13 protein-coding genes and 1 tRNA gene are annotated in these 14186 nt (G+C 64.2%); 11 read left to right on the forward strand and 3 right to left on the reverse strand.

Going from position 1 to position 14186, the window contains the following annotated elements; all coding sequences use genetic code 11:
- Positions 1-34 precede the first annotated feature (34 nt).
- Positions 35-107: transfer RNA gene (locus tag ACSVHC_RS19020), tRNA-Glu, on the forward strand.
- 193 nt (positions 108-300) lie between these two features.
- On the opposite strand, the gene ACSVHC_RS19025 is transcribed toward ACSVHC_RS19020, so the two are convergent.
- Together ACSVHC_RS19025 and ACSVHC_RS19030 are read right to left on the reverse strand one after the other, a co-directional pair.
- Positions 301-858 (reverse strand): DUF1697 domain-containing protein, encoded by a 558-nt coding sequence (locus tag ACSVHC_RS19025; RefSeq protein WP_437770695.1) that lies wholly within the window; start codon positions 856-858, stop codon positions 301-303.
- Between the two features lie 58 nt (positions 859-916).
- Positions 917-1636: an IclR family transcriptional regulator gene (locus ACSVHC_RS19030; protein ID WP_437770694.1), complete on the reverse strand. Its 720-nt coding sequence runs from the start codon at positions 1634-1636 to the stop codon at positions 917-919.
- Between the two features lie 112 nt (positions 1637-1748).
- Between ACSVHC_RS19030 and leuC the strand changes: the two genes are divergently transcribed.
- The 6 genes from leuC (at position 1749) to ACSVHC_RS19060 (ending at position 8542) form a co-directional block, all read left to right on the forward strand.
- Positions 1749-3203, forward strand: a complete 1455-nt coding sequence (gene leuC / locus ACSVHC_RS19035) for a 3-isopropylmalate dehydratase large subunit (protein ID WP_437770693.1) — start codon at positions 1749-1751, stop codon at positions 3201-3203.
- A 9-nt stretch (positions 3204-3212) separates the two neighbouring features.
- Positions 3213-3815 (forward strand): 3-isopropylmalate dehydratase small subunit, encoded by a 603-nt coding sequence (leuD, locus tag ACSVHC_RS19040; protein WP_078108589.1) that lies wholly within the window; start codon positions 3213-3215, stop codon positions 3813-3815.
- A 380-nt stretch (positions 3816-4195) separates the two neighbouring features.
- Positions 4196-5521: a UDP-N-acetylglucosamine 1-carboxyvinyltransferase gene (gene murA / locus ACSVHC_RS19045; protein ID WP_437770692.1), complete on the forward strand. Its 1326-nt coding sequence runs from the start codon at positions 4196-4198 to the stop codon at positions 5519-5521.
- A gap of 11 nt (positions 5522-5532) precedes the next feature.
- Entirely contained in the window at positions 5533-6309 is a 777-nt protein-coding gene (locus ACSVHC_RS19050; protein ID WP_437770691.1) for a lysophospholipid acyltransferase family protein, read from the forward strand.
- Positions 6306-7358, forward strand: coding sequence for an NAD(P)H-dependent glycerol-3-phosphate dehydrogenase (locus ACSVHC_RS19055; RefSeq protein ID WP_439181212.1), 1053 nt, complete (start codon positions 6306-6308; stop codon positions 7356-7358). The genes ACSVHC_RS19050 and ACSVHC_RS19055 overlap by 4 nt, the downstream gene beginning before the upstream one ends.
- Positions 7359-7375: 17 nt before the next feature.
- On the forward strand, positions 7376-8542 hold the full coding sequence (locus tag ACSVHC_RS19060) for a D-alanine--D-alanine ligase family protein (protein WP_437774050.1): 1167 nt from the start codon (positions 7376-7378) through the stop codon (positions 8540-8542).
- A gap of 54 nt (positions 8543-8596) precedes the next feature.
- On the opposite strand, the gene ACSVHC_RS19065 is transcribed toward ACSVHC_RS19060, so the two are convergent.
- Positions 8597-9112, reverse strand: coding sequence for a DUF3515 family protein (locus ACSVHC_RS19065; RefSeq protein WP_437770689.1), 516 nt, complete (start codon positions 9110-9112; stop codon positions 8597-8599).
- A 97-nt stretch (positions 9113-9209) separates the two neighbouring features.
- Here ACSVHC_RS19065 and thiL point away from each other — a divergent pair, with 97 nt between their 5' ends.
- The 4 genes from thiL to rsmD are packed head-to-tail and all read left to right on the forward strand — an operon-like array spanning position 9210 to position 14179.
- The gene (gene thiL, locus ACSVHC_RS19070; protein ID WP_437770688.1) at positions 9210-10223 is read left to right on the forward strand and encodes a thiamine-phosphate kinase; all 1014 of its coding nucleotides are present in this window, start codon (positions 9210-9212) and stop codon (positions 10221-10223) included.
- Between the two features lie 22 nt (positions 10224-10245).
- A complete protein-coding gene (locus tag ACSVHC_RS19075) occupies positions 10246-11292 on the forward strand; it encodes a DAK2 domain-containing protein (RefSeq protein ID WP_437774049.1) in 1047 nt (348 codons plus the stop codon).
- The gene (locus ACSVHC_RS19080; RefSeq protein WP_437770687.1) at positions 11282-13561 is read left to right on the forward strand and encodes an ATP-dependent DNA helicase RecG; all 2280 of its coding nucleotides are present in this window, start codon (positions 11282-11284) and stop codon (positions 13559-13561) included. Before ACSVHC_RS19075 ends, ACSVHC_RS19080 begins: the two co-directional genes overlap by 11 nt.
- A 51-nt stretch (positions 13562-13612) precedes the next feature.
- A complete protein-coding gene (gene rsmD / locus ACSVHC_RS19085) occupies positions 13613-14179 on the forward strand; it encodes a 16S rRNA (guanine(966)-N(2))-methyltransferase RsmD (RefSeq protein WP_437770686.1) in 567 nt (188 codons plus the stop codon).
- Positions 14180-14186 lie beyond the last annotated feature (7 nt).

Consider the following 14186-nt stretch of genomic DNA (forward strand, 5'->3'; position numbering starts at 1 on the left):
AAACGGCGTTCAAAATGCTGTAATTAGAGTGCAAGGCCCCATCGTATAGCGGCCTAGTACGCTGCCCTCTCACGGCGGTAACGCGGGTTCGAATCCCGCTGGGGTCACAAATCGAGTCCCCCGGAACCAACAGGTTCCGGGGGATTTTTCTTTGCCTCAAGGAAGACCCCAGAACCTTCGTGCGCCGTACCTTTCTCCCCTTGTTCGAGGAGCGAAAGCCCGGGAATGATGCAACTCGCCGCGTCGGAAGCGCTTTCCTATTTCAAAACAGGGGAGAACGCTACTCGTGGCAGCTCATTCTTACTTCTGGAGGGCCTTTGCGGCGTCCCTGACCTTGATGAGCGTGCGCAGGTTCCGGGTGGTGGTGCTCGCCTTGTAGCGGGCCTTTGCCGAGAGCTTGCTGAAGGGGCTGTCCAAGGTCCCTCCCGCCGGGGCAAGCCAAGCCGAGGCTTCGGGACCCAGCCGGACTTGATCGACGCCGCCCTCCCCGGCAGCGCCGAGGGCTGTACCGGCGTCGAATAGTTCGTCCAACATTGCCGCGTCGGAAGCGAGGGTGATGTAGCTGTGCGTCGTTTTGTCGTCGGCCGGATAGGGGCAGGTTTCCACCAGTTCGGCAACCCGCTCGGCGGTCAGGACCACTACCCAGGCGTCATAGCCAAATGCTTCCCTCAAGCACTTTTCAAACTCATCCTTGACTCCCGAGGCGTCGAGCTCGCTCTGGAGCACCACGTTGCCACTGGCCAGCAGGGTCTTGACGTCGGCGAAGGGGTACGCCTTGAGGGCTGCTTTGAGGTCGGCCATCTTGATGTTGATCCCGCCCACGTTGATTCCACGCAGGAACACGGCAAAGCTGTTCATGCGCCTACCCTACCTTCGCCCGTCTCCAGGGAGGCCCCGACGGCAAAACGGGAAGCGCCTAGTCGCTGTTCTTACGCAGGGCTTCAGTCAATACCCGGGCGGCGTTGCAGACGACTTCGGCATGCAGACGTCCCGGCTGGCGGGTCAGGCGCTCGATGGGGCCGGAGATGGACACCGCGGCAATGACGCGGCCGGAAGGGCCGCGCACGGGTGCGGAGACCGAGGCGACTCCAGGCTCGCGTTCGCCGAGGCTCTGGGCCCAGCCCCGGCGTCGTACTCCTGCCAGGACGGTCGGCGTGAACCGGGCGTTCTGAAGTCCGTCCAGGAGGCGGTCGTGGTCTTCCCACGCCAGCAGGATCTGGGCGGCGGAGCCGGCCTTCATGGAGAGTTGGGTGCCCACGGGAATAGTGTCCCGCAGGCCGATGGGACGTTCGGCAGAGGCAACGCAGACGCGCCAGTCGCCCTGGCGTCGGAAGATCTGGGCGCTCTCTCCCGTGGCGTCGCGCAACTGGATCAAGACCGGGCCCGCAGAAGCGATGAGCCGGTCTTCGCCGGCCGCCGAAGCAAGCTCAACAAGGCGGCTGCCGAGGACGAAGCGGCCTTGGATATCACGGCTCACGAGGCGGTGGTGGACGAGCGCCAGCGCGAGCCGGTGCACCGTGGGGCGGGCCAAGCCTGTTGCTGCCACAAGTTGAGCCAAGGTGGTTGGCCCCGCCTCAAGTGCGTCGAGCACCTGGGCCGCTTTATCGATGACGCCGACTCCACTAGAATTGTCCATGTAATGATATTGCCGTCTCAATATCTGAGATGCAAGTTGTTTCACTGGCGCAGTTCGGATCGCTGATGTTCAGTGGAAGTAGTCAAGCCAACCGCAGTGAAGGGAGCAGGCCGTGGGAAAGACACTGGCCGAGAAAGTTTGGGATGCGCACGTGGTGCGCAAGGGCGAAGGCGAAGGTGCCAACGCCCAGCCCGATCTTCTGTTCATCGACCTGCACCTCGTGCATGAGGTGACCTCCCCGCAGGCCTTCGAGGGTTTGCGGCTGGCCGGGCGCCCCTTGCGCCGCCCCGACCTCACCATCGCCACGGAAGACCACAACACGCCGACCCTGGACATCGACAAGCCGATCGCCGATCTGACCAGCCGTACGCAGATCCAGACTCTGCGCAACAACTGCAAGGAGTTCGGAGTCCGCCTGCACTCGCTCGGCGACGCCGAACAAGGCATTGTGCACGTCGTCGGCCCGCAGCTGGGCCTCACCCAGCCCGGCATGACGGTAGTCTGCGGCGATTCGCACACCTCGACCCACGGCGCTTTCGGAGCGCTCGCCATGGGTATCGGCACCTCCGAGGTGGAACACGTCATGGCCACCCAGACGCTGTCCCTCAAGCCGTTCAAGACCATGGCCATCAACGTTGAAGGCACCCTGCGCCCGGGCGTTTCAGCGAAGGACATCATCCTGGCCGTCATCGCCAAGATCGGTACCGGCGGCGGCCAGGGCTACGTCCTGGAATACCGTGGATCGGCCATCCGGGCGCTCTCCATGGATGCCCGCATGACTATCTGCAACATGTCAATCGAAGCCGGTGCCCGCGCCGGCCTCGTGGCTCCGGACCAGACGACCTACGACTACATGTACGGCCGGCCGCACGCCCCGCAGGGGGAAGAGTGGGATGCCGCCGTCGAATACTGGAACACGCTGCACACCGACGACGACGCTGCTTTCGACGTCGAGGTGGACCTCGACGCCGATACCTTGGAGCCGTTCGTGACCTGGGGGACCAACCCGGGACAGGGTATTTCGCTCAATGAAGCGGTACCGTTCCCCGAAGATTTCGGTGACGAGAACGCCAAACTGGCGGCCGAGCGCGCGCTGCAGTACATGGGCCTCGAAGCCGGCACGCCCATGAAGGACATTCGGGTGGACACTGTCTTCCTCGGATCCTGCACCAACTCCCGCATCGAGGATCTCCGTGCCGCCGCCGATGTCATCCGCGGTCGGGAAAAGGACCCGAAGGTTCGGATGCTGGTGGTTCCCGGCTCGGCACGCGTCCGCCTCGAGGCCGAAGCAGAGGGCCTGGACAAGGTGTTCAAGGAATTCGGCGCTGAATGGCGCTTTGCCGGCTGCTCCATGTGCCTGGGCATGAATCCGGACCAGCTGGAACCGGGGGAGCGCTGCGCATCCACCTCGAACCGCAACTTCGAAGGACGCCAGGGCAAGGGCGGCCGCACCCACTTGGTTTCGCCGGTCGTCGCCGCAGCCACCGCAGTACGCGGAACGCTGAGCTCGCCTTCGGACCTGGAGCCCGCCTCTGTTTCCGCATCCACCACCACCGACGCCGCCTAGGAGGACCCCATGGAAAAGTTCACCACCCACACCGGCATCGGTGTCCCGCTGCGCCAGAGCAATGTGGACACGGACCAGATCATTCCAGCGGTCTACCTGAAGCGGATCACGCGTACCGGTTTCGAAGACGCGCTGTTCTCAGCATGGCGCAAGGACCCGTCCTTCATCCTGAACCAGGAACCGTTCAACGCCGGCTCCGTGCTTGTGGCTGGACCCGATTTCGGTACCGGCTCATCCCGCGAGCACGCAGTCTGGGCACTGAAGGACTACGGGTTCAAAGCCGTGCTGTCCTCGCGGTTCGCGGATATTTTCCGCGGCAACTCGGGAAAGCAAGGCCTCCTGGCGGCGGAGCTCGCCCAGGACGACATCGAGCTCATCTGGAAAGTCCTCGAAAACGCGCCCGGCACCGAAGTCAAGGTGGACCTCGTGTCCAAGACCGTTGAGTGCGGAAACGTCGTGGCACCCTTCGAGATCGATGACTACACTCGTTGGCGACTCCTGGAAGGCCTGGATGACATCGGACTGACGCTCCAGCACGAGGAAGACATCACGGCCTACGAGGCCACAAGGCCTTCCTTCAAGCCGAAAACCCTCCCCGCGCGAATCCAGTAGATCAGCCGAAGAGGACCTGAGGCTGCCTGAGTAGCTTTTGCACCCTGAAAGGACCGGCGCACCCGAATGAACGGGTGCGCCGGTCCTTTTCGTGTGCGTGGCACCGCATCTGGTGGCCAGCCCGTGGTCGTCGTTCGGGTTGGAATGGGGAGTTATCCATGGATCGGGCACGAACGCGGGGTCACTTACGGCCCATGCCGGGCGGCAACATGGGCCGTAAGTGACCCCGCGTCGCTGAAATCCAGCCTTGGGGGCACAAGCAGCACCAGCAAACCCGCCTTCGCCACGCCCCTCCATTTCGAATCGGTAACGTCAGCTTTTATGCTTAGCTGGAGCCTTCGTAAGTGTGGGGGCATCAACTCGTGAGGAAACCGGTATAGATGAGTAGTGTTCTGACAATCCGCGGCGGCGTCCCTTTGACCGGCCGCGTCACCGTCAGAGGTGCCAAGAACCTTGTTCCCAAGGCCATGGTGGCTTCCCTCCTCGGCAACGAACCCTCGGTGCTGCGGAACGTCCCGGAAATCAAGGACGTAGAGGTAGTCACCAGCCTGTTGCAGCTCCATGGCGTGACTGTTCAGAAGGATCCCGTCACCGGTGATCTCACCCTGGATCCCAAGAACGCGAAGACCGCGTCCAGCACGGCGATCGACGCCCACGCCGGGGACTCCCGTATCCCGATCCTGCTGTGCGGTCCGTTGATCCACGCCATCGGCGAAGCGTTCATTCCCGATCTCGGCGGTTGCAAGATCGGCGACCGGCCGATCGATTACCACTTGAACGTCCTCCGCCAGTTTGGCGCCGTCGTCGAAAAGCGCCCGGGCGGCATCCACATCTCCGCTCCCAAGGGACTCCACGGCGCCAAGATCTCACTCCCGTACCCGTCGGTGGGAGCCACGGAGCAAGTCCTTCTGAGTGCCACACGGGCCGAGGGCATCACCGAACTGAGCGGTGCCGCTACCGAACCGGAAATCATCGACCTTATCGCCGTGCTGCAGAAGATGGGTGCCATCATCAGCGTCCAGACCGATCGCACCATCAGGATCGAGGGTGTTCGGGACCTGGGTGGCTACGACCACCGCGCACTGGCAGACCGCAATGAATCAGCGTCGTGGGCTTCGGCTGCCCTGGTGACCCGCGGAGACATCTTCGTGGAAGGTGCTTCCCAGCGGGACATGATGACTTTCCTCAACACCTACCGCAAGGTGGGCGGCGGCATGGATATCCGTGAGGACGGCATCCGTTTCTACCACCCCGGCGGAAAGCTGAGCCCGCTCGTCCTTGAAACCGATGTGCACCCGGGCTTCATGACCGATTGGCAACAGCCACTGGTGGTCGCCTTGACCCAGGCTGAGGGCGTGTCGATTGTCCACGAAACCGTGTACGAAAACCGCTTCGGCTTCACCGATGCACTGACCCGCATGGGCGCAACCATCCAGGTCCACCGCGAATGCCTTGGGAGCGTGCCATGCCGCTTCGGCCAGCGCAATTTCCTGCATTCCGCCGTCGTCTCGGGACCCACTCCGCTGAGGGGCACCGACATCGACATCCCTGATCTCCGTGGCGGATTCAGCCACCTTATTGCGGCGCTCGCCGCGAACGGCACGTCCAGGGTGACCGGGATCGACATCATCAACCGCGGCTACGAGCGCTTCACTGAAAAGCTCGCCGGGCTGGGCGCCGATTTCGACCTCACCGAATCCAAGTAACGGGGGACACCTTGAAGGAATCGGCCCAGAGCCGTGCCATGTTCGCTGTTCTTGCGGGAATTGCGCGACCGATCATGAACATCCTCATGGCGAAGAAGTGGGAGGGGACCGAAAAGCTCCCCGCGGGTGGCTTCATCGCTGCGCCGAACCACTGCACCGAGATCGACCCCATTGTCGTGGGGCACATGCTCTACAACATGAAGCGTCCACCGCATTTCCTCGCGAAAGCGGGCCTCTTCAAGGCCCCCGTCCTGGGTAGCCTGTTGCGCGCCGCGAACCAGATTCCTGTAGAGCGTTCGACGACGGGGGCGAACCGCTCGTTGCAAGCCGCCCAGGAAGTGGTGGATGCCGGTGGCGCGATCATCATCTATCCGGAGGGCACCCTGACCCGCGATCCGGATTTGTGGCCGATGAAGGGGCACACGGGAGCGGCGCGCCTGGCACTCCAGACCGGTGCTCCCGTGGTTCCCATTGCCCATTGGGGTGCCCAAGAGGTGTTCCCCCGGTACGCCAAGCGCCTGCATGTCTTCCCGCGGAAGACTTCCCGCATCTTGGTCGGCGATCCCGTGGATCTCAGTGCTTTCCAAGGCCGGCCGCTGGACCGAGCCACCCTGGTTGAGGCTACGGACGTCATCATGGACGCCATCACGGAGCTCCTTGCAACCTTGCGCGGGGAAGAACCGCCCAAGGAACGCTGGGACCCTGCCGCCCACAACCAGTCGAAGCACGGTCGCTTCCAAGCGACTGAAGGAACCACGGGCGCCGACGGCACGGACGGACAGAAGTGACCTCAGGGGTAGAACTAACAGGCGACAAAGGTGTTGTCGCCGTGCTTGGCGCCGGATCCTGGGGTACGACGTTCGCAAAGGTCCTGGCGGATGCCGCAATTGCCACCGGCGCGGAGCGCAGTATCCGCATTTGGGGCCGGCGGGATGAAGTGGTTGCGCAAATCAATGTGGAGCACCGCAACGTCCAGTACTTGAAGGACATAGAGCTGCCTGGTTCCATCACGGCGTCTACAGATGTGGCAGAGGTCCTCGCGGGTGCCGGAATCGTGATTTTGGCCGTGCCGGCGCCGTCGCTGCGGCTTCAACTGCGCAAATGGAAACCACTCGTTGCCCCGGGCGCCGTGGTCGTTTCCCTCATGAAGGGCCTCGAACTCGGTACGGATTCCCGCATGAGCCAGGTCATTTCCGAGGAACTCGACATTCCGCAGGAGCGGGTGGCCGTTGTTTCGGGGCCAAACCTGGCAATGGAGATCGCTCGCCAAGAACCGACGGCTTCCGTCGTGGCCTGCAGCGACGAAGCTACGGCTGCATCGTTCGCGCTGTATTGCACCGCACCGTACTTCCGCCCTTACACGAGCAATGACGTGGTCGGTGTCGAAATCGGGGGGATCGTGAAGAACGTGATCGCCTTGGCCGTCGGTATCTGCGAAGGCAAGCAAATGGGCGACAACACCAAGGCCTCAGTGATCACGCGGGGCCTCGCGGAGACCTCCCGACTGGCCCTTGCCTTGGGCGGCGAGGCCCGCACTATGGCAGGCCTTGCCGGGCTGGGTGACCTCGTGGCTACCTGCTCTTCGCCACTGTCCCGGAACCACACGGCGGGACGGTTGCTCGGCGAAGGTTTGACCCTGGACCAGGTCACCGAGCGTATGACGCAGACGGCGGAAGGCATTAAATCCGGGTACGCTGTCTACGAACTAGCCGGAAAACTCGGCGTCGACATGCCGATCACCGCGGCCGTGGTAGCCGTCCTCGAAGGCAAACTGTCCGTTGATGAACTTGGGCCCAGACTCCTGGCCCGCTCCCTGAAGTCCGAAGGCGATTACTGACTGTGACCGAAGAATCCCTGTCCGCCGGAACTGCCGCTCCTGCTGGAGCTGCCGAGTCCGCGAAGCCGGCCGAACACAGGCGGCCTCGCGTCGCCGTACTCTTTGGCGGCCGATCCAGCGAGCACGCCGTCAGTTGCGTGACGGCGGCCGGGGTCATGGGCGCTATCGACAAGAACAAGTACGACGTCGTCCCCATCGGGATAGCCAAGTCGGGGCAGTGGGTGATCCCTTCCGCTGACATCAGCCAGTGGTCGCTGAGCGCGTCGGCCCTGCCTGAGGTGCTGCCCTCCGGGAGGACCGTAACCCTCGCTGAGGTAGGTGGGGCCCACCAATTGATCGTCACGGCACCGAATGCGGTGCCTGAGGAACTGGGCTCCGTGGATGTCGTGTTTCCGCTCCTGCACGGCCCTTGGGGCGAGGATGGCACCATCCAGGGCCTCTTGGAGCTGTCCGACACCCGTTACGTGGGAGCCGGAGTCCTCGCATCCGCCGTCGGCATGGACAAGCATTTCATGAAGGTCGTTTTCGAAGCCGCCGGACTGACGGTGGGACCGTATGTCGCCGTCACTGACCGTGAATGGATCAACGACGCCGAAGCCGTGCGCAAGCGCGTGGACCGCCTCGGGTTCCCGGTTTTCGTGAAGCCCGCCCGCGCCGGTTCCTCGATGGGAATTTCCAAAGTCGACTCTATGGATGAGCTGGACGCAGCTATTGAAGAAGCACGGCGGCACGACCTCAAGCTGGTGATCGAGGCCGGCATTGTCGGCCGTGAGATCGAGTGCGCCGTCCTTGAAGGACGTGGCACGGCGGCTCCTCGAACCTCCATGCCGGGGGAAATCGCCGTCGCTCCCGGCGAACACGAATTCTACGACTTCAACGCCAAATATGTGGAGGACGGCGCCGCGGCCCTTAGCTGTCCCGCCGATATTCCGGACGAGGCCATTGCGCGCGTCCGCGAGCTCGCGGCGGCTGCGTTCGACGCTGTGGGTGCGGAAGGCCTGAGCCGCGTGGACTTCTTCTACACTCCGGACGGCGAACTCATCATCAACGAGATCAACACGATGCCCGGTTTCACACCGAAGAGCATGTATCCGCAAATGTGGGCGGCTTCCGGCCTGGGCTACGCCGAGTTGATCGACGAACTCATCTACCTGGCACTCAACCGGAAAACCGGCCTGCGCTGATAGCCGGCCCGGCTAATAACAGGCCTGCGCTAATAGCTGGCAGGGCGGCGCCGGCTACTTGCCAGGAGTAGTCGTGGGCAGGTTCTGCAGCAGCTCCGGCTGGCCGACGCACTTGCGGACGGCCTTGATTTTCGCCGCGGCGGGTGCCAGATCGGCAAGGACCGTGGCGGAGCTGATCTTGTTGGGGTCCATGAGGATTTCAGTTGCGGGCTCGCGCCCGTAGGTAGTCAGGGTCCATACCGGGTCGCCTTCCTTGATGACCCAGTCAACGTCGTTGACGGTGACGCAACGGTCCGTCGTGGGGCCGGGCACATTGACGCCGCACCGCAGAATCAACACAGACGGGTCGCCCCATGCCGCCGTAGCCTGGCTGTTGGTCTTCCGCAGGGCGGCGTCGCCGATGGTGTCCGGGAGCGACACCATCATGGGTGCGCAGGCAGCATTCGCGGCATCAGCGGCAGGCTTCACGTCGGCGACGGGAGAGCAGGCTGCAAGCGTAAGGACCGAAACCGCCGCGGCTGTCAAAGCACAGAAGGCGCGGACGTACACAGCGGCTTTCGTTTGTTGCATTGATCAAGCCTATCGCGGCTGCGGCAAACCGAGGATCGGGGCAACGGACGCGAAGGGACAGCCCATTGTTGTCGGCGGTTCGCGATAGCGTAGAGCTGTGTCCATAGAACAACAGACTGTCGGCGAGCTGTCCGAAGGCGAGCTCCTCGCGCGCATCTTTCCGCGCCTGAACCCCAGCAGCAGCGTGCTGCTCGGGCCGGGGGACGATGCCGCCATCGTCGCCGCGCCGGATGGCCGGACCCTCATTTCCATCGACACCCAGACCCAGGACCAGGACTTCCGCCTGGAATGGAACAACGGATACCGGACCACGGGGTATGACGTCGGCTGGAAATCGGCAGCGCAGAATCTCAGCGACATCAACGCGATGGGCGGTACCGCGGTGTCCCTCGTCGTCAGCTTGACCATGCCGCCCGACACTAGCGTCCAGTGGGTCGAGGACTTCGCGGACGGCCTGACGGCCGGCATTGTCGGCTTGGGGGCTGCCGACTGCTCGGTTGCCGGGGGAGACCTGGGCCGTGGCCGCGAAATAGCGGTGACGGTCGCCGTCGTCGGGACAATGCACGGGCTCCCTGCGGTCCTGCGCTCCGGGGCAAGTCCGGGAGACACCGTGGCCCTTGCCGGAACTGTTGGACGCGCCGCAGCCGGCCTGGCCCTGCTCGAAAGCACCATACCCGTAGGCGAGCTGAACGCTGCCCAGCGCGGACTCATGGATAGCCAGTGCCGGCCGCTGCCGCCTCTTACCGCAGGACCGCTGGGGGCGAAGGCAGGAGCCACGGCCATGATGGATGTCTCGGACGGGCTTTTGCGCGACGGCGCCCGTCTCGCCGAAGCCAGTGGCGTGGCACTCGACCTCGACCCCATCGCACTCAAGGCCCTCGCCACTGCCTTGGAAGCTGCATCGGCTCCTCTTGGCCGCGATCCCATGGACTGGATCCTGGGGGGCGGAGAGGACCACGGCCTGTTGGCGACATTTCCAGCGAATGTTCAGCTACCTTCCGGCTTCACTGCGATAGGCTCGATCCAGGCCGTTGCCGAAGGACAGCACAGCGGCGTCCGGATAGCGGGAATCCCCGCTGACACCGTGGGATGGGATCACTTTGCAGACTAAGATTGCCGCCAATACGCACGCCATGAAGCGGTGGCTGGGCAAAGCGGAGACGACGCTCGGGAACCACAGCGACCGGCTCAACGCCATCAACATCTTCCCGGTGGCAGATGGCGACACGGGCACCAACCTCTACCTCACAGTCCGCGCTGCTGCCGCGGCATTCGCCGATCGGTCCACCGCGGACGAACCGGTGAACGACGTCGGAGCCGTTCTGGCCACGGCAGGACGCGCGGCCATGGAGCAGGCCAGGGGTAACTCAGGAACACTCTTCGCTGTCTTCTTGTGCGCAATGGCCGAGCCGCTGGCCGGGCACACGCGCCTCAGCGCGCCCCTGCTCGCCGCCGCACTGAACCGGGCCCAGATCCGGGCTTGGTCTGCCTTGAGCGAGCCGGTACCGGGTACCATGCTCTCCGTTCTCGAAGCTGCCGCCAGGGCAGCGGGCGAATGCGATAGTGCCCACAACGGCGACGACAGCAACCAGGCGTTGGGCCTGGCCCTCGATGCCGCCGTCAATGCAGCGCTGGACGCAGTAGTGCTAACCGAGGACCAACTGGCCCCGCTGCATGCGGCCCATGTAGTGGACGCGGGTGGGGTGGGCATGTTGTTGATCCTGGATTGCCTCCGCTCGGCTGTGCTCGGCGAAGAACTCCAGGATGAACTCCTGGACGGGCTGCACGGCTATGACCTGCAGGATCCGCACATCCATGCGGGAATGCCCGACGACGACGGCGTCGAGGTCATGTGCACCATCAGCCTTTCACCGCTAGCCGCCGCCACGCTCCGTCAGCGGTTGGACGAACTCGGCGACTCCGTCATCATGAGCCAGGTGGGCAGCGCGAACCCGGTGGGCAGCCCGTCTGGACCGAATGATTCCGGGGACGACGACGATGACGATGAGGACTCGGCGGAAGCCAGCTACCGGTGGCGCGTGCATGTCCACGTTCCGGACGCTGAACCAGCTGTGGCAGTCATCCGCGCACTCGGCGAGCCCACCGACATCTCCATCAGCCAGCTCTCGATGCCGCGCGACCCAGGCCTTCCGGCAGGCCAGCACGGGCATGAATACTGAGCTTCACCTTCCCCTCGAGCGGAGGATCGGCAAACGGTCGGCGTCCGTCATCGAGAAGCACCTTGGCCTGGACACTGTCGGGGAGCTGCTTAACTACTTTCCCCGCCGCTACCTGAGCCGCGGGGAACTCACGCCCATCAGTAAACTGCCGCTGGATGAAGAGGCCACCCTCATTGCCAGGGTCCTGTCCAATTCCACCCGGCAAATGCGGGCAAGGCGCGGATCGTTGACGGACGTCGTGGTCACGGACGAGGCCAGCGGCGAGCAGATTCCCGGAACCTTGAAAATCAGTTTCTTCAACGGTTTCCGCGCCCGCAGTGAGCTTCAGCCGGGCCGCCGCGTGATGTTCTCCGGCAAGGTCAGCCGCTACGGTGGATCCTTGGGCATGACCAATCCGGACTTCATGCTGCTCGACGAGGACCCGGAGCTGGCCGGTTCCGTCGATCCGGAAAAGCTGGCGGCCATGCCCATTCCCGTGTATCCGGCCACCGCGAAGCTCACCAGTTGGTCCATCCACAAGGTCATCACCACGCTGCTGGACACGATCGACGTGGACAGCATCGAGGACCCGCTGCCTGCCGAAATTGCGTCCCGGGAGAAATTCCTGGGGGTAGGGGAAGCGTACCGGCTGATCCATTCGCCGGTAACGGCGGCGGATTGGCAGCGCGCCCGTGACCGGTTCCGCTACCAGGAAGCACTGGTTCTGCAGACTGCCCTGGCGCGGCGCCGGGCCCAGCTGGCTGCAGAAGAGGCCACCGCTCGTCGGCCCGTGCCTGAAGGGCTCCTTGCCGCCTTCGACCGGCGGCTGCCGTTCACGCTGACTGCCGGCCAGGCTGCCGTCGGAAAGACGCTATCCCACGAGCTGGCACAGGACTCGCCGATGAACCGCTTGCTGCAGGGCGAGGTTGGTTCCGGAAAAACGATCGTGGCCTTGAGGGCCATGCTGCAAGTGGTGGATGCCGGCGGGCAGGCCGCACTTCTCGCCCCCACGGAGGTCCTCGCGGCACAGCATTTCGATTCCATCCGGAGGACCCTGGGCCCGCTGGCCCGGGACGGTTTGTTCGGAGGCGCCGGGATGCTGGGCGGGGCCGGATTGTTGGGCACCGACCCCGGGAATGGCCCCGGGTCGGTCCAGGTCGCCTTGCTGACAGGCTCCATGCCGACGGCTGCCCGCAAGCAAGCCATGCTGGACGCGGCCTCGGGCAATGCCGGCATCGTGATCGGCACCCATGCGCTGCTGAGTGACAAAACCTCGTTCCAGGACCTCGGGCTGATCGTGGTGGACGAGCAGCACCGCTTTGGGGTGGAGCAGCGTGACGCCCTGCGTGCCAAGGCCAACCGGCCGCCCCACCTGCTGGTGATGACCGCTACTCCGATTCCACGCACTGTTGCCATGACCGTCTTCGGCGACCTCGAAACGTCCGTGCTGGACGAACTCCCTGCAGGCCGCGCGCCCATCTCCACCCACGTTGTCGGGCTCGCGGAAAACCCGGGGTGGGCGGCCAGGATCTGGAAACGCTCGCGGGAAGAGATCGACGCCGGCCACCAGGTGTACGTCGTGTGTCCCAAGATCGGAGACGACGACGACGGCGACTTCAGCCCGGGCGAAGCGGAACCAAGCGACGCCGAACTTTCGGAGGAGGGCCCCGCCCGCGAGCTCGCTTCGGTGAACGCCGTCGTCGAAACGCTCAGCCAGGAGCCTGCCCTGCGCGGTGTCCGGGTGGAGCCTCTCCACGGACGGCAGGATCCGGCACTCAAGTCCGAAACCATGGCCTCGTTCACCGCCAACCAGACCCAGCTGCTGGTGTCCACGACCGTGATCGAGGTGGGGGTGGATGTCCATAACGCCACGCTGATGGTGATCCTTGATGCTGACCGTTTCGGCATTTCGCAACTCCACCAGCTACGCGGGAGGGTGGGCCGAGGCGGCCTTCCAGGCACGTGCCTGCTGGTCACGACGCTCGAGCCCGGCCATCCGAGCCGCAGGCGCCTTGATGCCGTTGCGTCGACTACCGACGGCTTCGAACTTTCCCAGGAAGACCTCAAGCTGCGCCGCGAAGGCGATATCCTTGGCGCCTCGCAATCCGGTGGGCGCTCCACCCTGAAGCTGTTGCGCGTCCTGGAGCATGAGGACGTGATCGCCCGCGCCCGCACCGATGCCCAGCGGCTCGTCGCGGACGATCCCGGGCTGGACGGCCAACAGGCCCTGGCAGCCGCGATTGACGAATATCTGAACCCCGAAAAGGAGGCGTTCCTTGAACGCGGCTAAGGAATCCACGCTTGAACGCACGCCTGTGTGCTCCGTCCCGGGAATTGGCCTGTGAGCCGGATCATTGCCGGCGTGGTCGGCGGCAATCCGCTGGTCAGCGTCCCTGGAAACGCCACCAGGCCGACGACGGACCGCGTCAAGGAGGCGTTGTTCTCGCGGCTCGAGGCACTAGACGCCATCGACGATGCCCGGGTGCTGGATCTTTATGCGGGTTCTGGGTCCCTCGGCATCGAAAGTGCCAGCCGGGGCGCGCGCTCGGCCGAACTCGTGGAATCCGATGCACGCGCCTCCGAGGTCTGCCAGCGAAACGCCGACATGGCCAACCAGGTGCTGGGACGGAGGATTGTCTCCGTCACTCGTTCCAAAGTGGAGTCCTTCCTCGAACGCGCGGCGGATGACGTTCTCTGGGACCTTGTGTTCCTGGATCCGCCCTATCCCTTGGATGAGCCTTCCCTGAAGTCTGTCCTCGCCAAGCTCGCCTTCCACCTCGATGAAGGCGCCGTGGTCGTCGTCGAGCGTTCCTCACGGTCCCCGGAACCGGACTGGCCGGACACCCTCGAACGGTTTGCGGACAAGAAGTATGGCGAAACCAAGCTCTGGTTCGCCGAACCCGTCTAGCGCGAGC

Origin of the sequence: Arthrobacter sp. KNU-44, from assembly GCF_051843155.1 — a bacterium.
Lineage (GTDB): Bacteria > Actinomycetota > Actinomycetes > Actinomycetales > Micrococcaceae > Arthrobacter.